Consider the following 24,333-nt stretch of genomic DNA (forward strand, 5'->3'; position numbering starts at 1 on the left):
GAGAAGGCACCCATGGAAATGGTGACGCAGCAGCCCACCACAAAGGCCCCGGCCGAATGGTTCACCGGCGACGTGTGGTTCGACGTCATTCACACCGGCCAGGAGCCTTCCCGGATGCGTGCCAACATGGTCCGCTTCTCCCCCGGCGCCCACACAGCCTGGCACCACCACGCCGTCGGCCAGACCCTGCACATCGTGTCGGGGATCGCGCTGATCGGTACCCGGGACGGCACGGTCATCGAGGCGCACCCCGGGGACACCGTGACCTGCCCGCCCGGTGAGGAGCACTGGCACGGCTCCACCCCGGACCGTTTCATGGAGCACCTGGCGCTGTGGGAGGGCCTCGGGGACGACCGTCCGGAGACCACGTGGCTGGAGAAGGTCACCGACGAGCAGTACGGCGGCTCGCGCACCAGCAACCGCTGACACCGGACGGCGCCCGGCACCTGTCCCGGGATCTCGTGCCCTCCCCTTGAGCATCACGCGAAAAGAGAGACCCCCCTCATGCGAGCAACATTCCTGTACGGCGCCGGTGACGTGCGCGTGGAGAACGCGCCGGACCCGGCCCTCCAGCAGCCGACCGACGCGGTCGTACGCATCGTTCGGTCCTGCGTCTGCGGCAGCGACCTGCACCCCTTCCGCACCATGACCGCCTCCGACGGTCCGGCCCCGATGGGCCACGAGTTCCTCGGCGTCGTGGAGGACCTGGGCGCGGACGTCTCCGGCCTCCGGCGCGGCGACCTCGTCGTGGCACCGTTCGCCTACGCGGACAACACGTGTGACCTGTGCCAGGAGGGCCTGCACACCTCCTGCCCGCACGGCGGGTTCTTCGCTTCCGGTGGCGTCGGCGGCGCCCAGGCGGAGGCGGTACGTGTCCCGCAGGCCCAGGGCACCCTGGTCAGGCTGCCCGTCGGCGAGGACTCCCCGCTCCTGCCGTCCCTGCTGACTCTGGCGGACGTGTACGGCACCGGCTACCACGCCGCCAAGCAGGCCCGCGTCAACCCGCGCACCACCGTCACGGTGATCGGCGACGGCGCGGTCGGCCTGATGGCCGTCCTGTCCGCGAAGCAGCTGGGTGCCGAGCGGATCATCCTGATGGGCCGGCACAAGGACCGCACCGACCTCGGCCGCTTCTTCGGCGCCACGGACGTGGTCGCCGAGCGCGGTGAGGAGGGCATCGAGAAGGTGCGCGAGCTGACCCGAGGCCAGGGCACCCACACGGTGCTGGAGGCTGTGGGCCACATGCCCGCCTATGACATGGCCGTCGGCGCCGTCCGGCCGGGCGGCGTGATCAGCCGGGTCGGCGTACCGCAGTACGAGGACGCGGCGGTCGGCTTCGGCAGCCTGTTCGGCCCGAACGTCACCCTCACCGGCGGCCCGGCCCCGGTGCGCGCCTACATCGACGAGCTGCTGCCCGCCGTGCTGGACGGCACGGTGGACCCCGGGCGGGTCTTCGACCGTACGGTGTCCCTGGACCAGGTGGCCGAGGGTTACCGCGCCATGGACCGGCGGGAGTCGCTCAAGGTGCTCGTCACTCCCTGACGGTTCGCCGCGCTGTGCCGCCGACTACGGTCCACGGGACCAGCAGAAGCAGGAAGGCTCCGCAGTGAGCCAGTCCTACGACATGGGCGACGGGACTCTGTGGAACCCGTCGAACGGGCCCTCCCGGCTGTTCATGCGTCATGTCGCGGTCCACGAAGCCGAACTGGACCTGCCGTCCGGCATCGACGCCGTACAGGCCGACGAATCCCGGATCGACCCCGACGGCTTCGCGGCGTTCGTCCACGCCCGGCCGCAATGGCACCGCAGAAACAGCCACGGCGTCATGCTCGCCCTGTCGGACGGCTTTGCCGCCACGGCGCCGGCACTCGCGGAGAGGGCCGGCATCGAAGTGGACCGGGAATCTGCCGACTTCGCGGACCGCGCCCACGAGGGCGGCCATATCCGGCCCCGCACCCGGCACAGGACGCGTGGGCAGCCGCCCTGCGCCGGGAGTCACGCGAGATGGTCCGCTTCATGGTCGACCGGGCCCCGCCCTGCGTCGGAGCGACGGAACATGGCCCGCGGTCTCCTACGGCCGGGCGTAGGGCCGGGTCATGATCTCCATGTTGTGGCCGTCGGGGTCGTCGAAGTACGCACCACGACCTCCGAAGAGCCGGTTGATATGGCCGGGTTCGGTGTGGTTGGGATCCGCGTAGTAGGTGACGTCGAGCGTCTGGAGGCGGCCGATCATGGAGTCGAACTGCGCGTCGGGCACGAGGAAGGCATAGTGCTGTGCCTGGACCGGCTCGTCCCGCTTCTCGTAGTAGTCGAGCGTCACGCCGTTGCCGAGATCGACGGGCAGGAACGGGCCGAACGGGGCGCCCACCTCCAGGCCCAGGATCGCGGCCATGAACTCGGCCGACAGGCTCCGGTCCGTCGCGTACACGGCGGTGTGGTTCAGCTGGACGGTGGTGACACCCTGCTCGGGTGTGTGCTGGCTAAGCATCTGCGGCAACTCCGGGTCATCGGTTCCGTTGGGACGGTGGCGCGCGGGCGCCGGACGGACGACACGGAGGAGGGGCGGGGCTCGCGCCCGCCACGCGGTCATGCCAAGGCCGGGCGCCTCTCTCGTACATGGCCCATGGCCGACCCGGCAGTCACACGCCGACCCTAGCGCGTATCACCCCGCCCTTCCCGGGCGACGGATATCTTCGCGTCCATGGACGACCTGGCCTCACTCCGGCGTACACACGGCCCCGTCACCCGCGGTCGGCTCGTCGGGGACCTGACCGCGCTCGGCCTCACCGACGGCGACATCGTGATGTTCCATACGCGGATGTCCGCCATCGGATACGTGGCAGGCGGCCCTCAGTCGATCATCGACGCACTCGGCGAGGTCGTCGGGGACCGCGGAACCCTGATGGTGACCTGTGGCTGGAACGACGCCCCGCCCTACGGTTTCACCGACTGGCCGCAGGCGTGGCAGGACGCGGTTCGCGCGGAGCATCCCGCGTACGACCCCGAACTGAGCGAGGCGGACCACGGCTTCGGCCGTCTGCCGGAGGCACTGCGCCGCCGCCCGGGCGCCGTCCGCAGCCGCCACCCCGACGCGAGCTTCGCCGCACTCGGCGCCGCTGCAACGGCGTTGATGGCCGACCACCCCTGGGACGACCCGCACGGACCCGGCAGCCCGTTGGCGAAGCTGGTCACCCTGGGTGGCCGGGTCCTTCTCCTGGGCGCCCCGCTGGACACCCTCACGCTCCTGCACCATGCCGAGGCGCTCGCCGTGGCACCGGGCAAGCGGTTCGTGGACTACGAGCAGCCCATCCGCTTCGGCGGGCAGCGGGTCTGGCGGCGGTTCCGCGACATCGACTCGGAGCACGGCGCCTTCGACTACTCCTCCGTCGTGTCCGAGGGCCAGGATCCGTTCGAGGCCATGATCGAGGACATGCTGGCCGCCGGGATCGGCCGCCGGGGCCAGGTCGGCGCGGCCGGCAGCTACCTGTTCGAAGCCGACGATGTCGTGCGCTTCGGGGTCAGGTGGATCGAGTCGAGGCTGGGTGCGGCCCCGTAGCCCGACGGCCCCGCGACGGCCGCATCCGAAGGGGTGTCCAGCCACGGCAGGAGGCCCCGGTACGGCCCGGCCCCACGGGTATGCGGCAGGGGGACGGAGCGCCATCCGCGGGCGTAGGCGGGTGGCTCGGTACGGCCTGTCACGAGGACGGCCACCGGCATCCGGCGGGCGGCGGCCCGGATGGCCCCGGGGGCGATGCTCGCGTCGTGCCCGCTGGTCTGACGCGAGGAGCAGCCTGCGTAGTACGCGATCGGGACCGCCTGTTCCCCGCTGACCACGCACGGCGGACGGACCCCCAGCCGGTTCAGCGCACCGGCGACGGCCGCGTAGTCGGCGCTCGTGGAGTGGCTGCTGGCCGCCACCCTGCTGAGGACCTGGAGCTGAACGGCGAGGTGACCGGCGAGGACCAGGGCCAGCACCGTGACTCCCACCCGCCTTCGCGGGTCCCGCGCACGCGCCCGTGTGAACAGGTGGATGACGCATTCGGCCACGGGCACAGCCAGCAGCGCATAGGCCGGAAGGAGGAACCGCGGTGCGGCGTACTCGATAAGAAACAGGTACGGCACGGCCGCCGACCCCGCGGTCGCGGTTGCCACCAGGGCGACAGTGCCCCGGCCCGCGCGGCGAGCGACCACCGTGCCCCAGACGGTGAGAACAGGAACTGCGGCCCACCACACGGCCGTTCCCGGGCGTGCGAACGGAATGCCGCAGGGGCGGCAGAGGGTGCGCCCCTCCAGGGATCTCACCTGGTCGTCGACGGCCAGGTTCCAGCCCAGGCCGCCCTGGATGTCGCTGGCCCGGTGCAGGCGGGCACGCACGCCTCCGTAGTGTGCGTACGCCTCAACTACCCAGGGTGCGCAGCCCACCAGTAACCCGACCACGAGCGCGGCGCACATGTCGGGCCGCCGCCGACCGGGCACCACCACCGCCGCAAGGACCAGCGGCAGCGTCAGCCAGACCCCGTCGGCGGGGCGCATCAGCGCGACCAGAGCTACGGCGGTCCCCGCCCCGACGAGCTCCGCGCGGCCACCGGCGCCGTGCACGGCTCTCACGACCCAGCCGGCAGCGGCCAGGGCTCCCAGGGCGCACCAGAGATTCGGCATCGCCATCGAGCCGTAGAACAGAGTGGGCCACAACCCGGCGAACAAGGCGCCCGCGCACACGAGTACGGGCGTGGGAAGCACCTTCCGCCAGATCCACAGGGCGACGACCAGCGCGGCGGCGGAGAGCAGGGCGAGGTAGATCCGCAGCACGGTCGTGGAGGTGGTGAGGGCGGCCGCCGGAGCCACCAAGTAGGAGATCCCGCGCGCACGGGGCGCGCTGAAGAACGCAGGAGGAGCGTTGCCTCCGACCTGGCTGACATAGACGGTCTCGTCCCAGGCCAGTCCCGACCCCGGTACGACAACGGCCAGTTGAACGACGACGAAGACCACAGCAAGGGTGATCAGCCACGGCAATGGACCGGCGGACCGCCTGCGGAGCCGACCGGATACGGACCTCGGCGTCGGGCGCAGTGGCCGACACTCCTGCATGACCGCTCCCCATGGTGACAGATGCATCCAAACGCGACAGGGGCCACCCTGCCCGAAGCCGGGGTCCGGACCACCGGGGCGCGCCGTTGCGGAACAACCGGGGACGGGAGATTCCCGCTTGCGTCTCCCGTGGGGGGAGACAGCAAGGTGAGGACATGAACATGAACGGTGACGCGCTCCACGCGATCGGTGACCTCGCCCGGCGAACCGGGCTGACGGTGAAGACCGTTCGCTTCTGCTCCGACGCGGGCATCGTGCCGCCGACCGGCCGAAGTCCCGGCCGGCTACCGGCTGTACGACCTCGAAGCGGCAACCCGTCTCGATCTCGTGCGTACCCTGCGCGATCTCGGACCGGACCTTGCTGTCATCAGGAAGGTCCTCGACCGGGAGGTCTCCGTACGGTGGCCGGTGCCGCCGAGCCTGGCACCGGTCTTCTCCTGGTTCATTGCCGCCTTGCGCACCGGTACACGAGGGTCGACGGGGTGATCGTTAGGGTTCGGTCTCATGACCGACCGCATGCTGGAGCTCTTGCGCGCCCGCCCGGATCTGGCCGAACTGGCCGCCTTACCCTTCAACTTCGACGTGGGCCGGGCTTACCACGTCGAAGCGGTGCACCTGGCGTCCGGCGCGTCGCTGGAGCCGATCGCCGGTGACGACACCGGCGGCACGTTCTTCCTGTGCGGCGGAACGGCCGTGCTCCATGCCTCCTCCGAGGGGGACGCCGTACTGCTCGCCGACAGTGTCGGCGAGGCGCTCGAGATGCTCGTACGGCTGCCCTGGTGGTGCGAGGACCTCTCCGCCGAACTGGACGAGGTGGGCCTGCTCGCCCTGGTGCGGGCGGCGGACGACGCGGCACGGGAGGAGTTCGCCCCCGAACTGGACGCGCAGCGGGCGGCGTTGCTCAGCGGTCTGGGCCTGCCGGACCGGCCTTTGCCCGAGCTCGTCGCCCGGTCGGCTTCGGCCGCCCGGCGCACCGAACCCGACCACGTCCTGCTCAACTCCCTGGAGCTCTGCGCGTACCGGCTGGACGAGTCCCTGCGCCGGCCCCTGCGCGATGTCGTCCTGGGCCCGGGACGGGCGGCGCTGGAGCGGATGCGCTCCGGCGCCCCCGGCGCGCGGGTGGAGGTGGCCGAGGATCCCGTGCTGCGAGCGGGCGTACTGCGGGCGGCCCAGTACGACCGCCGGGACGGTGACGTGCCGCTGCTGCGACTCCTGCTGGAGTGCGAGGACGCCGAGCGTACCGAGTGGTACTCGGAGCGGCGGCTCGCTGCGGTGCTGGTGGCACTGTACGGCCGGGACGAGGACGTCGCGCTGCTGCGGTCTGCCACTGCAGGGCAGGTCACCGACGGCGCCCGGGCCGTGGAGTGGGCCCGTGCCGAGGAGACGCGGCGGCACGGGCGGGACATGGAGGCGGAGAGCGAGTTCACCTGGATCGAGCTGGCCCGCCGGCAAGGCCGCGTCGAGCACGCCCGGGTTGCGCTCATCCGCATCCTGGACGACACGGGCCCGGACGCGGAACGGCTACGCGAGCTGAGCCGCGCGCTGGAACGTCTCGGCGACCACCCGCAGGCGGCCCGCGCCCAGTTCAACCTCCTCTCTCTCCAGGACACGGCACGGGGCCGGGCCTCGGAGGCCTACGTCCTCGCCCGGCTGGAACGGTGCAAGGGCGACCTCGCGGCGGCAGCGCGGGCACTGGAGCGGGCACGGGCAGCGGTCGGCGCCGATGGCCGCGGGCCGGACGAAGCGGTGCCCCAGTGGCACCGTCAGGGGCTCGGGCGGCTGATCACGGAACAGCATCTGGAGCTGACGCTCGCCGCGGTCGAGGCGGGTGATGCGGACCTCGCGCGGGCGACGGCGGTCCACGCCCGGTTCCTGCTGGACACGATCGGCAAGGAGTCGGCGAAGGCGCTCAGCCCGCTGTCCACGCGGGCGAGATGGGCAGTGGCAGGGCTGCGCCCGCCGAGCGCCTGATACCCGTACGTCAGGCAGGTGAGCGTCGCCCCGGACACATCCGTGCGCCGAACCCCTGGCCGTCCTCCGGCCGCTTCTCGGACTCCCCGGCTGCGCCGAGAGGCCGAGGTCGCCTCCGAAGGTGGTCCTGGCGATCTGGGGACGGTCCCGGAGGGCGAGGAGTTCGTTGGCGATGGTCACGACCGAAAGGGGGTGCTGATTGCTGCGCACCTCGATGGAGGCGGCCGACAGGCTGCGTGGAACGGCGCCTGCGTCCATGTCGCGAGTTGCTGGACGCCCGGATCGTCGGCCGGGACACCCTGTACGACGCCGACCCCGGCTTCAACGCGGACGGCGCCCACACGGTGCGGATCCTTGCCGGCCACTTCGGGCTTCCCTCACCACCGCTGGATCTGAGGCCCGTGAACCCACAGCCGTGAGGCGATGACCGCAGCCGGACGGTGCGGTGACTGCGGCTACGGCCGTGGTGGTGTCACCGGCCGGCGGGTGCCCTACCCGATGTCGACCACTCGGGCCCACGCAGGCGGCGAGTCCGGTACGTAGTCGGGATCGTCCTCGTCCCAACCGCCGCCGCCCGAGTCCCGCCGGGGGAACAGGCCCACCACCGTCCGGCACTGGGGTGGTGAACTCGGCCAGGGTGTCTGCCCGTCGGTCAGGACCACGATGACGTCGGGTCGGGGGTGGGTTCTGAGTGCCTTGGCGAAACCCGTGCGCAGATCCGTACCGCCACCGCCGATCAGCGGGATGCCCTCGGCACGGCACAGCGGGTGCACGACCCGGGCCGACGCGTCGCAGGGCAGAACCCTGACCAGGTCACGACGGCCGCCCACGGCGCGGGAGATCGCGGCAACTTCCAGGAGCGCGCTGCCCAGTTCGGTGTCGCTGACCGATCCGGAGGTGTCGATGACCACGGAGACCCGGGGCGGCTTGCGCCGCAGGCTCGGCAGGACGACGCCGGGCATCCCGGCCGAGCGCCGTGCCGGGCGGCCGTAGGTGTAGTCCTCGCCCGCACCTGCGCCGGAGGCTGCGGAGCGGACCGCCGCCCCCAGCAGATCCCGCCACGGCTGGGGCGGGTGGAATGCCTCCTCCGCCCACCGCTGCCAGCCCTGCGGGGTGTCCCCCGGACGGCCGGTGATGCCCTGCGCCACCCGGAACCGCACCGCGTCCCGCTCCTGTGCACTGAGGCCGTACGCGCCGTCCGGACCCAGGTCCCACTCCCGTTCCAGCCCGTCGGCGCCGCTACCGCAGTCCAGCCAGGCCAGACCCTCCGTGTACGGCCCGAGCCGGAACCGGCGCAGGTAGTCCTCCATGAGCTGCCCCACGGGGAGTCCCAAGGTCCCCGGCCCGACGGCGCCTTCGGGCCGGACCAGTCCGTCGCCGAACACGTCGTCGTTGATCTCGCAGTCGGCGGCGATGTTCATCCGCAGCCGTTCACCGGGGCCGGTCAGTCCCCGTTCCCTCGCGACCCGGTCGCTGCGCCCGTGGTGGTCACGCAGCAGGTGCGACACCTCGTGCACCCACACCCCGGCCAGTTCCTCCTCCGAGGTGCGCGCCACGAACGCCGGCGAGACGTAGCAGCGCCAGTGCCGGTCGACGGACATCGTCGGTACGCGCCGCGACTCCACGGTGTGCAGGGCGAACAGCGCCGTCGCCAGGTAGGGACGGACCCGGGCGGCGTGCAGCCGTGCGGCGAAGAGCTTGTCGAGGTCCAGCGCCCCCGTTGCCCCCGGGGTCATCGGCGGGCCTTCGTGGCGAGCACGGCCCGGGCCGCCGCGTGGTCGGCGCGCCGGGACATGGACACCACTCCGGCAAGCCGTTCGATCGAAGCCGGAACGTCCCAGTTCTCCTGACGCAACGAGGCCAGCGTGGTCGCGGGGACCACCACCAGGTCCGGGGCTCCGGTCTCCAGCGCCCGGACGAGGAGCGCCCACGCCGCGTCCCAGCGGGACCGCTCCGGGCGGTTGCGGACCGCCGCCACGACACCGTCGAGCACGGCCTGGCGCAGATCCCCCCGCTCGGGGAGGACGGCACCCGCCGGGTCGGCGAGGAGTTCCTCGGGGTCGGGGAGGTCCATCCGGTCCAGGCTCGCCAGCAGCTCCAGCCCCGGCCCGTCCCCGACCGCACCCCTGACCAGCAGGGACAGTACGTCGCGGGAGGAGCCCGCCGCAGTCGCGAAGGCGATCAGGCACAGGGTCATGTCCCAGCTCCGGGGCGACGGCCAGGGGCCGCCGCGCCGCGTTTCGCTGCTGGGAAGCTGGTGTACGAGCTTGGGGCGGGCGGCGAGGAGCCCGCACACCGCCCGGCGGGCGAAGTCCACGGCCTCCGAGAGCCTCCCGGGGTCGAGCTGCGGCAGGGTGGCGCGGGGCCATGTGCCGCCGAGACCGCGCACCACGACCTCGTGGTCGTGATGCCACTGGAGGTGAACGAACCGGTTGGCCAGTGGCGGGCTCAGCTCCCAGCCGTCGGCCGCCGAGGACCGCGGGTTCGCGGCGGCCACGATACGGACGCCGGGCGGCAGTTGCAGGGCGCCGATCCGCCGTTCGAGCACGAGGCGGAGCAGGGCGGCCTGAACGGCCGGCGGCGCGGTGGACAGCTCGTCCAGGAACAGCAGCCCTCGGCCGGCCCGTACGAGGCGCACCGCCCAGTCCGGCGGGGCCATCGGGACGCCGTTCGCCGCGGGATCGTCTCCGACGATGGGCAGCCCCGAGAAGTCGGACGGTTCGTGGACACTGGCGATGACCGTGGTCAGCGGAAGGTCCAGGGACGCGGCAAGTTGGGTGATGGCTGCGGTCTTTCCGATCCCGGGCTCACCCCACAGGAGCACGGGCAGATCAGCTGCCACGGCCAGAGTCAGGGCCTCGAGCTGTTCGTCGGGGCGCGATTCGGTGGTGGTGTCGCGCAGCAGGGCCATCAGACCGTCGGCGACGGCGAGTTGGGAGAGACGGGCTCGGTCGGAGGGGGTGGTGTTCGTGACGGGCGGCGTGCAAGTGGACATGTGTGATCACCTTTTGGGTTCGTGGTGGGGTACGGCGAGGGGCCGGGGAGCGAAGGAGGAAGGGGTGAAGGCGGACGGGGGCGACGCTGTGTGCGGGGACGACGAAGGGCGGCGCAGGGCGCCGGGACGGAGGTCCCCCGGGTCAGCGGGGGGTCAGGTGGCGCGGGCGCGAGCGGGGGTCGCGGAGCAGGACGTGGTCCGGGCGGTAGCGGACCGGGCCCGGTCCGACGAGGTCCGCCCTGAACAGCCCGTAGGTGATCCGCCGTTGGGCGGCCGCCTCCAGCTCGTCCCGCAGAGCACCGCTGCGCAGCACCGCGCCGGGACCCAGCAGGCCCTCGACGACGGCCAGCGCACCGGAGGTGTCGCCGTGGTCCAGCCGTTCGCGGACGCCGGTGAGGCAGTCCGGATGACGGTGCGCCTCGTCGATGGCCTGCAGGCAGGGAAGCGGAGTGCCGGTCAGTGCGACCAGCAGTTCCTCCCGGCGGATCTCGACCGGCTCGTGGTCCAGCGGGGCGAGTACCCCGTCCACCAGGCCGATCCGGTGCTGAGCCCCGCGGCAGTCCACGAGCCGCGGCTGTCCTGCCGTGTGCGGGGTCGGCGACGGCCCGGCCGGCACATGGTCCGGTACGAGTGCCGCGACGACCAGCGGGTGCAGCCGGTCGGCCTCGACCGCGCCGGTACGCAGGAGCTCGAGGTCGGGCAGTACCCAGGTCGCCGCGTCCGGGAGGACCGGCACCAGGACGCCGCCGTCGGTCGCCTCCGCGATCCGCAGGGAGGGCGGGCCGGGACCGTCAGCATCCGCGAGAACGTGCAGGTGGAGCCGGTGCCGGCCCCCCAGACGCACGGTGACGGTTCCGGACGTCCGCCCTTCGGCGTGGAGCAGCATCCCGGCCTCTGCCGCCCACCGGTCGACGGCGCAGGGGCGCCCCTGCTGCACCAGGTCCAGCACGTCCGGGTCCACCGCGGGGCGGCCGAGTGGCTGGCGGCCGGCCCCGGACCGGATCCGCAGCTCGCCGGTTCTGCGCGCGTCCCACAGGTGGCGGTGCAGGTCGAGGCGGAACCGCCGGTTCGGATGAGGATGCGGATGGCGGCGGGCGCCCGCCCCGGCGTGGGATCCGTCCCACAGGGTGAGGCTCATCCGTTGACCCGCATCCGCCCAGGCCGGCGGGGTCCGGACCACGAGGTGCAACGGGCGTACGCCGTCGTTCCCCACAGCCTCGTACCGGGCCAGGGCGATCGTCACGCCCGGTCGCAGCAAGCCGTGCGGACCGATCCTCGGCATGTGCCAGCGCAGCAGGTCGGGTGCCAGATGACGGAGGTCGGCCCGGATCCGGGCCGCGAGTTCCTGACCGTGGAGACGCGCCACGGATCGTAGGTCGAGATCGATGTCGACGCCTGCGGCGGCGCACGCTCCTGCCCAGTCCCCGGCACGACGGCGGGCGGTCGCAGTCTCGATCATGGAGGGCGGCACGGCGAACTCGCGCACGCGCGGCCAGAAGGACGGGAGGGATTCCCCATTCGCGGTCTGAGTGAGCATCAGCACTCACCTTGCGCGGACGGGTCCCCCAATCTGTGACTGGAGTAGGTCTTCATCGCGGGGCAGCCTAGCGCCCTCACCGCCGGGCCGCCAGAACATTTCCGTCCTCGGCCCGACGCCCGTGCTCCGCGCCACCCGGCTGCGGGGACACCTCGGCCGAAATCTGTAGGGGCCTGAGCCGAAGTGCGTACGGGCATCGCCCGAAGTCGTACGGCCATCGGACGGGTGGTCCTAGGCCTTCCGCCCGTTACGCCGCGGACGTGCCTCGCCTAGCGTCCTCGCCATGGATACGACGGGCATTCTCGACGAGGCGCTCCAACGGCTGCACAGTTCGGGGCCGGAGCGGCTCGGGCGGCTCACCAATCACGCGCCGATGGCCGTCGAGGCCCTGGCCGCGCACGGTCAGTCCGGGTCGGTGCACCGGTGGCTCGACCTGTACACACCCAAGCTCGAGGAGTTCCCTGCCCGGGTCGAGGCCGTCACGGCCGGCACCTGGCAGTCGGCACTGGGCGATCCGCGCCGTGCCGCCGACTGGATCGACCACTTCGGCCGCGAGATCGCCGATCGTCCCTGGCGTGACGTACTCACCGAGTGGTGGCCCCGTCTCCTGCCGGGCATGTACGGCGGTTCGACGCACCCGGTGATCCGGGTGGGCCACGCCGTGCGCACGCTTCTGGTCGCCGAAAGCACCGAGGCGGGTGAGTCCGGCGGGGTCACCGGGCCGCGGCTGGCCGAGCTCGCCCACGGCCTCGGCTACTGGGCCGCCCGCTTCCAGCCCGTCGCGGGCCTCACCCCGCTGCCCGGCACGGACACCGCAGCCGCCGCCCTCGACGCGGTGGCCCCGATCGCCGAACGGGACGGCGGCTTCACCGCCAGGCTCGGCCGCGTCACGGGGCTGCCGGTGTGGGCGGCAGCGGTCACGGACCCGGACGAGGCGCACGGCCGCCTCACCGAACTCGTGCGCGCCGCCACCCACCGGTACGCCACGCACGGGCACGGCGAGGAGACGATGCTGGTCCACGCGGCCACGGCCCCCAACGCCGTACTGCGTACCCTGCCCGCACTCCCGCGTGTCCTGTGGGTACCGAGCCTGCGGGCCGCCTGGACGGCATCTGCGGCGGTGACCGCCATGTACGCGCCCGACGCCCCCGTCGCGTACGGCCCGCCGGGCACCTTCACCCCCGAAGAGGTCTTCGAATGGGCCATGAGGCACGGCGACGAACACGTCATCAAGCTGACCGACACCGCTCTCGACGTCGGCGACGAGCGGGCACTGGCGGCGGCTCTGCGCTCCATCGAGCTGAGCGAACCGCTGGTCGGGCCGCGGTGATCCGTCCGTTCAGAAGAAGACCCCGCATCGCAGCAGCACGTTCGCGTAGGGCCGGGCCTCTCCTGTCCGCACCACCAGCCGGGCCTTTGCCGAGAGCGCCTTGAGCTCGTCGTGCGGGACGTGGGTGAGAGCCGGGAGGCGGGCGGTGAGCAGGCGGGCCGCCTCCGGGTTCGCGTCGCGTACCTCCTCCGCGGCCGTCGCGCCTTCCACCACGAGCTCGTCCAGCAGTCCGTCGAGCACGTCGGCGAACGACGGGACACCGGCCCGGAAGGCCAGGTCGACGACGCGGGGGCCCGACGGGATCGGCATGCCCGCATCGCAGACCAGTACACCGTCGCCGTGTCCCAACTCGGCGATGGCGCCGGCGAGATGGCGGTTGAGGATGCCTGACTTCTTCACAGCGCGGCGACCTCCGCGACGGTCGGGAAGGACGCCTGCGCGCCCTGCCCGGTGACGGCCGCCGCGCCCACGCGGACGGCGAACGCGGCAGCCGCCGCGAGCTCCTCGCCGAGGCCGAGGCGCCAGGCCAGGGCGGCGGTGAACGCGTCGCCCGCGCCGGTGGTGTCGACCGCGTCGACCTCGGGGCTCGGTACGCGGACGCAGTCGCCCGTCCGGCTGTCGGCAACCAGCGCGCCAGCCGCGCCCAGCGTGACGACGACCGAACGCGGGCCGTGCGTGAGCAGGGTTCGTGCCCAGTCCTCCGGTGCGGCGCCCGCCGTGTCGTCCCCCAGGATGCCCAGGATGTATCGCGCCTCGTGCTCGTTGACCACGAGCGGGTCGCAGGCCGTCAGTACGTCCTCGGGCAGGGGCGCGGGCGGGGAGGGGTTGAGGACGAGACGGGTGCCGGGGGCGAGAGCGCGCGCCGTCTCCGCGACCGTTTCCAGGGGGATTTCCAGTTGCACGGAGACGACCCGGGCCGCACCGAACAGGGCTGCGGCCGCCCTGATGTCCTGGGGGGTCAGGCGTGCGTTGGCCCCCGGGGAGACGACGATGCTGTTGTCGCCCGAGGGGTCCACCGTGATCAGGGCGACCCCCGTGGGCGCCCCGCCGACGAGGACTCCGCCGGTGTCGACTCCCGCCGCCTGCTGCGATTCCAGCAGGAGCCGGCCGTGGGCGTCGTCGCCGACCCGGGCCAGCAGCGCCGTACGCGCGCCGAGTCGGGCTGCGGCGACGGCCTGGTTGGCCCCTTTGCCGCCCGGGTGGACAGCGAGGTCGGAGCCGAGCACCGTTTCCCCGGGTGCGGGGCGGCGGTCGACGCCGATCACCAGGTCGGCGTTGGCCGAGCCGACGACCAAGAGGTCGTACAGGGCGGAGTCCTCGTTCTCGTGCATTCTGTGCTGCTGCCTTCCTTGGGCCTGCGGGGTCAGGAGAAGTCGGCGACGTTCTGCCGCGTGACGACCTTGACCGGCACCTTCACCATGCTGTCGACCTTCTTGTCCTCGGCAGCCCTCACCGCGTTCCGTACGGCAATCTTCCCGAGTTCCTTCGGCTGCTGGGCCACGGAGGCGTACAGCGTTCCGGCCTCGACGGCCTTCAGGCCGTCCGGAGTTCCGTCGAAGCCGACCACCGAGACAGACTTTCCTGCCTTGCTGCCGAGGGCCTTGACCGCACCGAGCGCCATCTCGTCGTTCTCGGCGAACACACCGGTGATCCCGGGGTGCGACTGGAGCAGGTTGGTCATCACGTCCAGCCCCTTGGTCCGGTCGAAGTCGGCCGGCTGCGTGGCCACGACCTTGATGCCCGGGTACGCCTTGAGGCCTGCGGTGAAGCCCGCCCCGCGCTCACGGCTGGCGGAGGTGCCGGCGGTGCCCTGGAGGACGACGATGCTGCCCTTGCCGCGGAGCTTGTCGGCGAGCGCCTTGGCGGCGAGCTTTCCGCCTGCCACGTTGTCCGAGGCCACCAGGGTCGCGGTCCGTGCCTTGCTGACACCGCGGTCTGCCGCGATCACCGGGATGTCGGCCGTGTTGGCACTGCGGACGCCGGGCCCGACCGCGTCGGAGTCCACCGGGTTGACGATGATGGAGTCCACCCCGGAACTGGTGAAGTTCTGCAGCTGGTTGGCCTGCTGCGAAGCGTCGTTCTGGGCGTCGGTGACCGTGAGATCGACCCCGGCCGCCTTGGCCTCCGCCTGCGCGCCCTCCTTCATCTGCACGAAGAAGGGGTTGTTCAGGGTGGAGAGCGACATACCCACCTTCGTGGTGCCGCCGGAGGATCCGGAGTTGAAGAAGGTCGCCGCGGCCACGACGGATGCCACGCATATCACCGCGATGCCGAGCTTCATGACTCCCTTGCGGCCCGATCCCGGTGATCCGGGTGCCGCCGAGGAACCGGACGCGGACGCGGTGCCCGATCCGGCCTTGCGGCGCAGGGTGTCCAGCAGTACGGCGAGGGCGATGACGACACCGATGACGACCTGCTGCCAGAAGGCGGACACGGACAGGAGGTTGAGGCCGTTGCGCAGCACGGCGAGGATGAGCGCGCCGATCAGGGTGCCGGACGCCTTGCCGACACCGCCCGCGAGGCTGGCGCCGCCGATGACGACTGCGGCGATCGCGTCGAGTTCGTATCCCTGCGCGGCCTGCGGCTGTGCGGAGACGAGGCGGGAGGCGAGGACGATGCCGGCGACCGCGGCGAAGAGGCCGGACAGGGCGTAGATGGCCAGCTTCTGCTTCTTGACGCGCAGGCCGGAGAGCCTCGCCGCCTCCTCGTTGCCGCCGATCGCGTACATGGAACGGCCGATGTAGGTACGGGCCAGGATGAGGGCCGTGATCAGGCCCATTGCGATCATCACGAGGACCGGGACGGGGAGCCAGCCGCCGAGCGTGTCGCCGAGGACGGAAACGGAGTCGGGGAAGGCGATCGGGCTGCCCTGGGAGATCACCAGGGACAGGCCACGGGCGATCGAGAGCATGGCCAGCGTCGCGATGAACGGCGGCAGTTTGCCGTACGAGACGAGGGCGCCGTTCACGAAGCCGCAGGCGATGCCGGTGGCGACGGCGAGGATGACGGCCAGCCAGACGGGGACGCCCGCGGAGGTTGCCGACCAGGCGAGGACCGTCGCGGAGAGCGCGGCGACCGAGCCGACGGAGAGGTCGATGCCCGCGGAGACGATGACGAAGGTGACGCCGAACGCGAGGATCGCGGTGACAGCGGCCTGCACACCGACGTTCAGCAGGTTCTGGGTGGTGAGGAAGTCGCCGGAGAGCAGCGACATCGCCACCAGCAGGACGACCAGCGCGCTGAGGGCGCCGTTGTCCAGCAGAAGGCGGCGGACCGTGCGTCCTGCGGCGCCGCCCGCGCCCGTTGTGCTCTTGAGCGTGTCAGTGGCCACGGGGGCTCTCCTTCTCGATCTCTGCGTTCGCTGCGTCTTCTGCGGGCGCTGCTATGGGGGCGGCGCTGACGGCGAGTGCCATCACGGCGTCCTGGGTGGCTTCGTGTGCGGGGAGTTCACCGGCGATGCGGCCCTGGGCCATGACCAGCACCCGGTCGCTCATGCCGAGGACCTCGGGCAGGTCGCTGGAGATCATCAGCACCGCGTGGCCGGAGGCCGTCAGTTCGTTGATGAGCTGGTAGATCTCGACCTTGGCGCCGACGTCGATGCCACGGGTCGGCTCGTCGAGGATGAGTACGCGGGTGTCGGCGAGCAGCCACTTGCCGATGACGACCTTCTGCTGGTTGCCGCCCGAGAGGGTACGGACGTGCTGGCCGAGGCCTGCCATGCGTACGCCGAGCTGTTCGGCGATCCGGGCGGTGGCCGTGCGCTGGCCCTTGAGGTCCACGAGGCCGGACCGGCTCGCCGCGCGCAGGGTGACCAGACCGAGGTTCTCCTGCACGGAGGCGTCGAGCACCAGGCCCTGGCCCTTTCGGTCCTCGGGGACGAGACCGATCCCTGCCGCCATCGCAGCCGTCACATCGTGCCTGCCGAGCCGCTTGCCGAGAACGTCGACGCTGCCGCCGTCGTAGGGGTCGGCCCCGAAGACGGCGCGGGCGACTTCGGTACGGCCTGCGCCGACGAGTCCGGCGAGGCCGACGACCTCACCGGCCTTCAGTTCGAAGCTGATGTCGTGGAAGACACCGTTGCGGGTGAGCCCGCGCACGGAGAGCAACGGCTCCCCGGTTTCGGGGCGTTCACGGGGGTACTGCTGGTCGATGCTGCGGCCCACCATCAGCTGGACGAGCTCGGCCTCGGGGGTCGAGGCCGGCACCTGGTCGATGCTGCGACCGTCGCGCAGGACGGTGACCCGGTCGCCGAGCGCGGCGATCTCGTCGAGGTGGTGGGTGATGAAGACGACGCCGACCCCGTCCGCGCGCAGCTGCCGCACGATCCGGAAGAGCTTGTCGACCTCCTCGGAGGTGAGGACTGCGGTCGGTTCGTCCATGATCAGAACCCGTGCGTCCAGGCTGAGCGCCTTGGCGATCTCGACCATCTGCAGCCGGGCGATGCCCAGTTCGCGCACCTTGGCCCGCGGCGAGATGTGCAGGCCGACGCGGCGGAGGAGCACCTCGGCATCGGCTTCCATGCGCCGCCTGTCGATCATTGCGAAACGGCGCGGCTGGCGGCCCAGGAAGATGTTCTCGGCGACCGTCAGGTCGGGTACCAGGTTGAACTCCTGGTAGATCGTGGCGATCCCGAGCTTCTCGGCGTCCTGCGCGCCGTGGATGCGGACCTCCTGGCCGCGGGCGAAGATCCGGCCGCTGTCCGGGCGGTAGGCACCGGAGAGCATCTTGATGAGGGTGCTCTTTCCTGCCCCGTTCTCGCCGAGCAGGACGTGCACTTCGCCGCTGCGCAGGTCGAAGTCGACGCTGTCCAGGGCGACCACGCCGGGGAAGGTCTTGCGTACGCCTTCGATGCGCAGCAACTCGATTGAATCGCTCACAAGTTGCTCCTCCGGTCCGAACGGTTCGGGGTGGGCTCGCCGCAGGAGCTGCGTACGACGAGGCGGGCGGGCAGAGTGACGGACTGCGGGGGACGGCCTTCGACGATGTCGACCAGCGCCCGCACGGCGGCGCGGCCGAGCTCGCCGGTCGGCTGGGCGATCGCGGTGATCGGCGGGCCGGTGTGCACGAACCACGGGATGTCGTCGAAGGCCGCGAGCCCGATGTCCTCGGGGACCCGCAGGCCGCGCGCACGGATGGCGTCCAGTGCGCCGAGCGCCATCAGGTTGTCGGCGGCGAACACGATCTCGGGCGGTTCGGGGAGCGAGAGGAACTGCTCGGTGGCGCGCCGACCGCTGTCCGCCTGGAAGTCACCCTGGCCGATGTACGCGTCGGGCAGGGCCAGTCCGTGCGTGCGCATCGCTTCCCGGAAGGCTTCGACGCGCTCGTTGCCGGTGGTCGTCGCGGCGGGGCCCGCGATGATGGCGAGCCTGCGGTGGCCCAGCCCGTGCAGGTGGGCGACCAGGTCCTGGATCGCCCGGTGCCCGTCGGCACGCACGACGGGAACATCGACGCCGGGCATCCAGCGGTCCACGAAGACCATCGGGGTACCGGTCCGCGCGACGTCCAGCAGCAGCGGGGATTCGCCGTCGGCCGGCGAGACGAGGAGGCCGTCGATCCTTCGGTCCAGGAGCGTACGGACGTGGTGGTCCTGCTGCTCGGGCTGCTCGTCGGCGTTACCGATGATCACGCTGTACCCGAGCGCGCGGGCCTCCTCCTCGACGGAGCGGGCCAGGGCGGTGAAGTACGGATTGAGTACGTCACTGATGACCAGGCCGAGTGTGCGCGTCTGGTCGGTGCGCAGCGAGCGGGCCACGGCGTTGGGCCGGTAGCCGAGGGCGTCGACGGCGGCGAGAACGCGTCTGCGCGCGTCCGGACTGACCGAGGGATGGCTGTTGAGGACGCGGGAGACCGTGGCGACAGAGACTCCTGCCTGGGCCGCGACATCCTTGATGCTCGCCATTTCCGGACCACCTCCTTGTGGTTCCGTGGGCCTCGAAACCAGCGGCCGAGGGACCGTGGAATCGATTACACGGATGATTGGAATCGATTACATGACTGAAAACAACCCCCTGAATGCCGTCCGAGACCGGATCGTGACGCGAAGGTGCCCCGGGCGATGCGCAGGCGCGGAGGGCAGCTGAGCTGCCGTGCCCGCGGGCACGGTCCGCGAGGAACCGGACACGCAGAAGACCCCAGGTGACTGGGGTCTCAACTGGTGGGCACCGGTCAAAGGTGCCGACACATCGGCCTCGAGACATGCTGCCCGGGCTGCATGGGGGCACAGGGACAGGCGGTACCCAGGTTCATTCCACTGGCCGAACTCCCGTGCCAGGACCGGTTCGCCTCCCGCCTGCCGCGGATGCCGCACCGGCCTCCGGCCCACCCTTGCTGTCAGGACGGACGATGACCACCGGCCGGTGGCACGCAGGGCGCACTGCTGACTCACCGAGCCGAGAAGCAGGCCGGCGAAGCCGCCCCGGCCCCGGCTGCCCGCGACCAGCACCTCTGCCGGGTTCCCGCGGGTGAGGTGCTCCCGTACCTCGACGGTCGTTCGTCGCCGAGCACCTTCTGGATCTCGTCGGTGACTCGTTGCCCAGCAGGCTCTTCGTCGAAGTCGGTGTCCACGGCGGGTGCCGACCATCCCCGTACCCCCGGGCAGCTCCCACGCGCAGATCGCGTCCACGACGCCTCCGACCAAACGGCGTGACGTACTGCCCGACGAAGCGCTGCATGCGACGACGGCGCCCCGTCGACGCCGACCCCAGCCCGCGGTGGCGAGTCACTGCCGCCCGTTCCTGTCACCTCCAGCTTGGCGACCCAGCGATCCACGTCGCGCCCCTCACGGACAGTGCGCCGGGCGGGGATCAATGATCCCGCAGAGTCAGCCGACATGATTCCCCGGGTTCGACGGAGACCGCCCGGTCGGGGAGCTCGACGGCGATCGATGAACGGTCGGAGGGCGGGACGCTGACGTCGAGCTGTCCGGGCCGCATGCGCAGCCGTACGCCCCAGTGGCCTCGATAGCGCAGGGCGAAGCTGTATTCACTGAGTTCGGGGAGCGGTACGGGGTCCAGCCGCAGGGCCCCGGCCCCTGTCTCGAGACCTGTCAGTCCGCGTTGGACAAGGTCGAGGGTGCCCGCCATGGCGCCGAGGTGGATCCCTTCCCCCGTGGTTCCGCCCTGCAGATCGGCGATGTCGCCCTCGAGAGCCTCCCGGCAGAACGTCCAGGCCTCGGCTCTGCGCACGCGTGCAAGCACCCAGCCGTGGACCAGTCCGCTGAGCGTGGAGCCGTGGCTGGTGCGCTGCAGGTAGTAGTCGACGGTGCGGCACCAGGTCTGCTCGTCCAGATCGTGCCCGAGCCGGCGGAACAGCTCCCGGAGGTCGCCGGGCGGGAAGAGATAGCCGAGCATCAGCACATCGGCCTGCTTCGACGCCTGATAGCGATTGACCGTGTCTCCCTCGGCTTCGAGGATCCGGTCGAGGCGGCGGATGTCTCCGTGCCGAGCCCGGTAGCCCTCCCAGTCCAGCTCCGCGAGGTCGCCGTATCCGTCGAACTGGCTGATGACACCGGCGTGGAAAGGGACCCGAAGCTTGCGGGAGACGTCCTCCCAGCGGTCCAGTTCACCGGCTTCGAGCCCGGTGCGTTCGAACAGCTCCCGGCGACGCGGCTCGGGAAGGGTGCGCAGCACGTCGAGGGTGCGGGCGAGCACCCAGGCCGCCGTGACATTGGTGTACGCGTTGTCGTCGAGCCCCGGCTCCTTCGCGCCCGGGTAGGCGTCGTGATATTCGTCCGGGCCGACGACACCACGGATCCGGTAGCGGCCCAGGCTCTCGTCGTAGACGGCGGACGACGCCCAGAACCGGGCGATCTGGAGCAGCATCTCCGCACCCTTGGTGTGCAGGAACTCCGTGTCCCCGCTGGCCTCGCAGTACTGCCATACGTTGTACGCGACGGCGGAGCCGACATGGTGCTGGAGCCGGGAGTAATCGGGCAGCCATCGTCCCGAACGCGGGTTGAGATGCAACTGCTGGGTCTCCTCACGGCCGTCGCTGCCGCTCTGCCACGGATAGAGCGCACCCTTGCGCCCGATGTCGCGGGCGGCGATACAGGCCTGTTCGAGCCGCCGGTGGCGATAGCGCAGGAGCGCCTGCGAGACCTCGGGGAAATGCAGGTTGAGATACGGCAGGACGAACAGCTCGTCCCAGAAGACATGACCGCGGTAGGCCTCGCCGTGCAGCCCCCGGGCCGGGACGCCGACATCCAGGTCCGCGGTGTGCGGGGAGAGGGTCTGCAGAACGTGGAAGAGGTGGAGCCGCAGAATACGGCCGGCCTCACCGGCCACATCCAGTGCCGCTCCGCGCCAGAGCTGCCGCCACGCCGTTCGGTGCGAGGCGAGCATTGCGTCGAAGCCGGGGGCGCGGATCACCCGGTCGACCGCGGCCCGGAGCGGGTCACTGATCGCCGGGTCCCTGGAGGTGTGCAGGGCCACGGTCTTGTCGACGGTGGTGGGACGTCCCTGCAGCAGCGGGAGTTCCAGGAGTTGCGCGGCGCGCAGTTCGGTGTGGCAGTCGGAGGTCTGCGTGAGGGGCCCGTTCACCGTGGTGCGTGCCGCCATACCGATGTGGATGTCGGAGGTACTGGTGCGGCAGCGCAGCCACACGGTGTCCGCGGCGGCACTGCCGATGCTGACGTGGTCCAGGTGGCTGCCGTTCAGCTGCCGGTAGCGGTCCACTCCGGAGTTCGTCACGCCACCGTCGATCGCGGCCTCGACTTCGAGGCCGCCGGACCAGTTCTCAGCGGTGAACTCGGTGCGCAGGGCCGCCAGATGAGGATGTGCCATATGGACCAGGCGCAGTTGCCGCACGAGCGTCCGGCGCCCCTGGTCGTCCTCGTACCGCACGTGTCGCTCCAGGGTTCCGGAGCGCAGGTCCAGGGAGAGACGGTGGTCGAGGAGCGTCGCCGTGTCAGGTGCGAGCCACGGGGCGGGGTCGTCGTCGATGGCCGAACGGAAGTGCAGCGGAAGCCAGTTGGGCAGATTGACCATGTCCTCGTTCTCGACGCGCCGCCCGGCCACGTCGGAGGTGAGGCGGTTGTAGCAGCCCGCCACGTAGGTACCTGGGTAGTGCACGGAATCCGCCGCGCATTCCGGGGCAGCTCCGCGCGTGGCGAAATAGCCGTTTCCCAGGGTGCACAAGGATTCCCTGAGCCGCTCGGCATCAGGATCGTAGCCCTCGTACGTCCACGTCCAGTCCGGCATCGTCAGTCCTTCCCGTCCGCGCGGTCGTCGAGCAGCTCGGCCAGGTCGCGGACCACCAGGTCCGCGCCGTGCCGGAGCAGTGCTGCTCCGGTGTCCGGCCCCGCGGCGCGGTCCACGCCGATCACCAGGCCGAATCCCCCGCGTCGGCCCGCCTCCACCCCGGCCAGGGCATCCTCGACGACCGCGGTGCGGGACGCGGGCTTCCCGAGCCGCTGGGCGGCTTCCAGGAAGAGCGCCGGGTCCGGCTTGCCGGGCAGGCCGAGGCGGGCGGCTTCGCCGCCGTCGACGAGCGCGTCGAAGAGGTCCAGCACCCCGGCGCCCGCAAGGAGCTCACCGGCGTGCCGGGACGCGGAGGCGGCGGCGAGAGGAATCCCTTCGTGGCGCAGCGCGTGCAGCAGCGTCACCGTTCCCGGGTAGGCGTCGATGCCGCCCACCCGCAACCGCTCGGTGAAAAGCCGCTCCTTGACCGCGGCGACGGATTGCACGGTGGCGTCGGGCAGCCGCAGACCCCGTGACGCGAGGAACCCGGTGGCGCCGTCCAGCCGCGACCTGCCGTCCACGTACAGCAGATAATCCTCGCCCGTGTCGAAAGGGCGCCTCAGCTCAGGATCCGCGGGCGGGTGCTCCCGCAGACATGCGTCGAAGGCCCTCTTCCACGCCGCGGCGTGGACCCGCGCGGAGTCGGTGATCACTCCGTCGGTGTCGAGGACCACTGCGTCCATGGCCCGCAGGGCGGCGATCATCGCCGACACACCTTGCGTACGACGGCAACGGCGCAGGCAGAGGCAGAGGCAGTCCGATGGAGTGAGGCATGGGTGGGTGGGCCGGCCGTGCACCACGGGGCGGCCGAGGCCGCACGAAGGCGCCTCCCCCGCACAGCGCCCCGGAGGGCCCAGTAGGCACCCCGCCGGGGAGCCTTGCGGCGAGCGGCCTCTTCCGGCCCGGGCACAGCCCCCAGGCCCGGTTCCGACGCATCCATGCCCAGGACGAAGGGCATCTGCATCTTCCCCACCACCTTTCGGCCGCGGCTGATCGGAGACCGGCCCCGCTGTCTCCGTCCCATCGTGCGCGGCGAGGCGCGGATGGGCGCGTCGGCCGGGACGTTCGGTCCGAACGGTTCACCCGTCGCGCAGGGCAGCCCTGTCTCCCGACCGGTCGCATGGCCCCGGTCCGCCCATGGGGCCGATGAGGTCCAGCCGGGGAGCACCGGCCGACGGGCGATCCGGCCACGCCCCGGAGTCCTCCCACGTGGCTCCAGCGGTCGTATGGATCGGGGTGATTTATGGTGACTCAAGGAATACGCCCCTACCGGAGGTGCAATGAAGCGCACCGCGGCAGCGATCGTCTCTCTGGCCGTCAGCGGGGCGCTGATCGTGGCGACATCGGCGTGCGACCAGGGCGGGTCGGAGTCGTCGAACGCCCACTACGGCGACTGCCAGGTCTCGGGACGTTACGGGGAGTTCCAGCTGTCGCCCGTGACGGCGGGCGCCCTCACGGTCAAGACGACTCTGCCCGCGCCCGGCTGGTGGAACGGCAGGACGCCGGACTCCGTCAAGAGCGGCTACGAGTACTGCATGGCCGCCAACATCGCCCACCGGGCAGGACTCGACCGGGTGAAGGTGGAGAACGCACCCTTCCCGGAGGTCGTGTCCGGCCGGGCCAAGGACTTCGACCTGGCCCTGGCGCAGATCACGATCACCCCGGAACGGAGTAAGGTCGCCGCATTTTCCCCGCCCTACCTCTCCTCGACCCTGGGAGTGCTGATCAGGGACGGGGAGAAGATCAACGAGGACAATATCCGCGACGTCCGCATCGGAGTGGCCGAGGGCACCACGGGTGAGGAGTTCGTCAGGGACCGCCTCAAGCCGGCCAAGCCCCTCACCGTCTTCGCCAACGATCCGGAGATGGTCACGGCGCTGGAGGAGGACCGGATCGACACGGTCGTCCACGACACGACGATTCTGCTGGCGTATCCCCAGAAGCGGAAGGGAAGGGTGCGACTCGTGGGCCAGTACAGGACCGACCAGGGCTATGGCGCCCTGTACCCGAAGGGGTCACCCGACAAGGACGAGCTGGACCGGATCATCAGGCAGCTGATCGACGACGGGACGCTCGCCAAACTGTCGGCCGTCTATCTCGGGGCCGCTTTCAACCAGGACCCGGCCAAAATCCCGTACTTCACGGCCGGCGACGGCTCCTGAACGTTCCGGGCGTG

20 protein-coding genes and 2 pseudogenes are annotated in these 24,333 nt (G+C 71.4%); 9 read left to right on the plus strand and 13 right to left on the minus strand.

The genetic code is table 11. The annotated features are described in order from the left end of the window. Positions 1-12: 12 nt before the first annotated feature. The 3 genes and pseudogenes from ACFWBQ_RS01710 to ACFWBQ_RS01720 all read left to right on the plus strand — a co-directional run. Complete coding sequence (locus ACFWBQ_RS01710) at positions 13-426, plus strand: cupin domain-containing protein (protein WP_385482794.1); 414 nt, start codon at positions 13-15, stop codon at positions 424-426. Positions 427-504: 78 nt separating this feature from the next. Further along, positions 505-1,542 (plus strand): alcohol dehydrogenase catalytic domain-containing protein, encoded by a 1,038-nt coding sequence (locus tag ACFWBQ_RS01715; protein WP_385482795.1) that lies wholly within the window; start codon positions 505-507, stop codon positions 1,540-1,542. Between the two features lie 82 nt (positions 1,543-1,624). After that, positions 1,625-1,864 (plus strand): annotated as a pseudogene (locus ACFWBQ_RS01720) (DUF6086 family protein); the annotation flags it as partial. A gap of 207 nt (positions 1,865-2,071) precedes the next feature. On the opposite strand, the gene ACFWBQ_RS01725 reads toward ACFWBQ_RS01720, so the two are convergent. Further along, complete coding sequence (locus tag ACFWBQ_RS01725; RefSeq protein WP_385482797.1) at positions 2,072-2,488, minus strand: VOC family protein; 417 nt, start codon at positions 2,486-2,488, stop codon at positions 2,072-2,074. 213 nt (positions 2,489-2,701) lie between these two features. Here ACFWBQ_RS01725 and aac(3) point away from each other — a divergent pair, with 213 nt between their 5' ends. Then, positions 2,702-3,556, plus strand: a complete 855-nt coding sequence (aac(3), locus tag ACFWBQ_RS01730) for an aminoglycoside 3-N-acetyltransferase (RefSeq protein WP_385482799.1) — start codon at positions 2,702-2,704, stop codon at positions 3,554-3,556. On the opposite strand, the gene ACFWBQ_RS01735 is transcribed toward aac(3), so the two are convergent. Then, positions 3,481-5,088, minus strand: coding sequence for a hypothetical protein (locus ACFWBQ_RS01735; RefSeq protein WP_385482800.1), 1,608 nt, complete (start codon positions 5,086-5,088; stop codon positions 3,481-3,483). The two genes, aac(3) and ACFWBQ_RS01735, sit on opposite strands and share 76 nt — an antisense overlap. Positions 5,089-5,249: 161 nt before the next feature. Between ACFWBQ_RS01735 and ACFWBQ_RS01740 the strand changes: the two are divergent. The 3 genes and pseudogenes from ACFWBQ_RS01740 to ACFWBQ_RS01750 all read left to right on the plus strand — a co-directional run. After that, positions 5,250-5,487, plus strand: a pseudogene (locus ACFWBQ_RS01740) (MerR family transcriptional regulator); the annotation flags it as partial. A gap of 105 nt (positions 5,488-5,592) precedes the next feature. Beyond that, on the plus strand, positions 5,593-7,059 hold the full coding sequence (locus tag ACFWBQ_RS01745) for a hypothetical protein (protein ID WP_385482802.1): 1,467 nt from the start codon (positions 5,593-5,595) through the stop codon (positions 7,057-7,059). Between the two features lie 236 nt (positions 7,060-7,295). Continuing rightward, entirely contained in the window at positions 7,296-7,478 is a 183-nt protein-coding gene (locus ACFWBQ_RS01750; protein ID WP_385482803.1) for a hypothetical protein, read from the plus strand. A 72-nt stretch (positions 7,479-7,550) separates the two neighbouring features. Here ACFWBQ_RS01750 and ACFWBQ_RS01755 read toward each other — a convergent pair whose 3' ends face one another. The 3 genes from ACFWBQ_RS01755 to ACFWBQ_RS01765 all read right to left on the minus strand — a co-directional run bounded on the left by ACFWBQ_RS01755 (position 7,551) and on the right by ACFWBQ_RS01765 (position 11,591). Next, positions 7,551-8,795 carry a VWA-like domain-containing protein gene (locus ACFWBQ_RS01755; RefSeq protein WP_385482805.1) on the minus strand — a complete coding sequence of 415 codons (1,245 nt, stop codon included), beginning with the start codon at positions 8,793-8,795 and terminating at the stop codon, positions 7,551-7,553. Next, on the minus strand, positions 8,792-10,054 hold the full coding sequence (locus ACFWBQ_RS01760; RefSeq protein ID WP_385482807.1) for an AAA family ATPase: 1,263 nt from the start codon (positions 10,052-10,054) through the stop codon (positions 8,792-8,794). The genes ACFWBQ_RS01755 and ACFWBQ_RS01760 overlap by 4 nt, the downstream gene beginning before the upstream one ends. A gap of 142 nt (positions 10,055-10,196) precedes the next feature. Beyond that, on the minus strand, positions 10,197-11,591 hold the full coding sequence (locus tag ACFWBQ_RS01765; RefSeq protein WP_385482809.1) for a hypothetical protein: 1,395 nt from the start codon (positions 11,589-11,591) through the stop codon (positions 10,197-10,199). Between the two features lie 283 nt (positions 11,592-11,874). Between ACFWBQ_RS01765 and ACFWBQ_RS01770 the strand changes: the two genes are divergently transcribed. Then, positions 11,875-12,921: a questin oxidase family protein gene (locus tag ACFWBQ_RS01770; RefSeq protein ID WP_385482810.1), complete on the plus strand. Its 1,047-nt coding sequence runs from the start codon at positions 11,875-11,877 to the stop codon at positions 12,919-12,921. A 9-nt stretch (positions 12,922-12,930) separates the two neighbouring features. On the opposite strand, the gene rbsD is transcribed toward ACFWBQ_RS01770, so the two are convergent. The 8 genes from rbsD to ACFWBQ_RS01810 all read right to left on the minus strand — a co-directional run bounded on the left by rbsD (position 12,931) and on the right by ACFWBQ_RS01810 (position 22,861). After that, positions 12,931-13,320, minus strand: coding sequence for a D-ribose pyranase (gene rbsD / locus ACFWBQ_RS01775; RefSeq protein ID WP_385482812.1), 390 nt, complete (start codon positions 13,318-13,320; stop codon positions 12,931-12,933). Next, positions 13,317-14,252: a ribokinase gene (locus ACFWBQ_RS01780; RefSeq protein ID WP_385482814.1), complete on the minus strand. Its 936-nt coding sequence runs from the start codon at positions 14,250-14,252 to the stop codon at positions 13,317-13,319. Before ACFWBQ_RS01780 ends, rbsD begins: the two co-directional genes overlap by 4 nt. A 32-nt stretch (positions 14,253-14,284) precedes the next feature. Then, positions 14,285-16,252, minus strand: coding sequence for a substrate-binding domain-containing protein (locus ACFWBQ_RS01785; RefSeq protein ID WP_385482816.1), 1,968 nt, complete (start codon positions 16,250-16,252; stop codon positions 14,285-14,287). Beyond that, positions 16,242-17,798, minus strand: coding sequence for a sugar ABC transporter ATP-binding protein (locus tag ACFWBQ_RS01790; protein WP_385482818.1), 1,557 nt, complete (start codon positions 17,796-17,798; stop codon positions 16,242-16,244). The genes ACFWBQ_RS01785 and ACFWBQ_RS01790 overlap by 11 nt, the downstream gene beginning before the upstream one ends. Then, the gene (locus ACFWBQ_RS01795; protein WP_385482820.1) at positions 17,795-18,820 is read right to left on the minus strand and encodes a LacI family DNA-binding transcriptional regulator; all 1,026 of its coding nucleotides are present in this window, start codon (positions 18,818-18,820) and stop codon (positions 17,795-17,797) included. Before ACFWBQ_RS01795 ends, ACFWBQ_RS01790 begins: the two co-directional genes overlap by 4 nt. A gap of 87 nt (positions 18,821-18,907) precedes the next feature. After that, positions 18,908-19,501, minus strand: a complete 594-nt coding sequence (locus ACFWBQ_RS01800; protein ID WP_385483148.1) for a universal stress protein — start codon at positions 19,499-19,501, stop codon at positions 18,908-18,910. Positions 19,502-19,724: 223 nt separating this feature from the next. Then, entirely contained in the window at positions 19,725-22,118 is a 2,394-nt protein-coding gene (locus ACFWBQ_RS01805; protein WP_385482822.1) for a glycoside hydrolase family 65 protein, read from the minus strand. A 2-nt stretch (positions 22,119-22,120) separates the two neighbouring features. Then, entirely contained in the window at positions 22,121-22,861 is a 741-nt protein-coding gene (locus tag ACFWBQ_RS01810; protein ID WP_385482824.1) for an HAD family hydrolase, read from the minus strand. A gap of 576 nt (positions 22,862-23,437) precedes the next feature. Here ACFWBQ_RS01810 and ACFWBQ_RS01815 point away from each other — a divergent pair. After that, positions 23,438-24,319 carry an ABC transporter substrate-binding protein gene (locus ACFWBQ_RS01815; RefSeq protein WP_385482826.1) on the plus strand — a complete coding sequence of 294 codons (882 nt, stop codon included), beginning with the start codon at positions 23,438-23,440 and terminating at the stop codon, positions 24,317-24,319. The last annotated feature ends 14 nt before the right edge of the window (positions 24,320-24,333 follow it).

This window comes from Streptomyces sp. NPDC060035 (genome assembly GCF_042736635.1).
GTDB lineage: Bacteria > Actinomycetota > Actinomycetes > Streptomycetales > Streptomycetaceae > Streptomyces.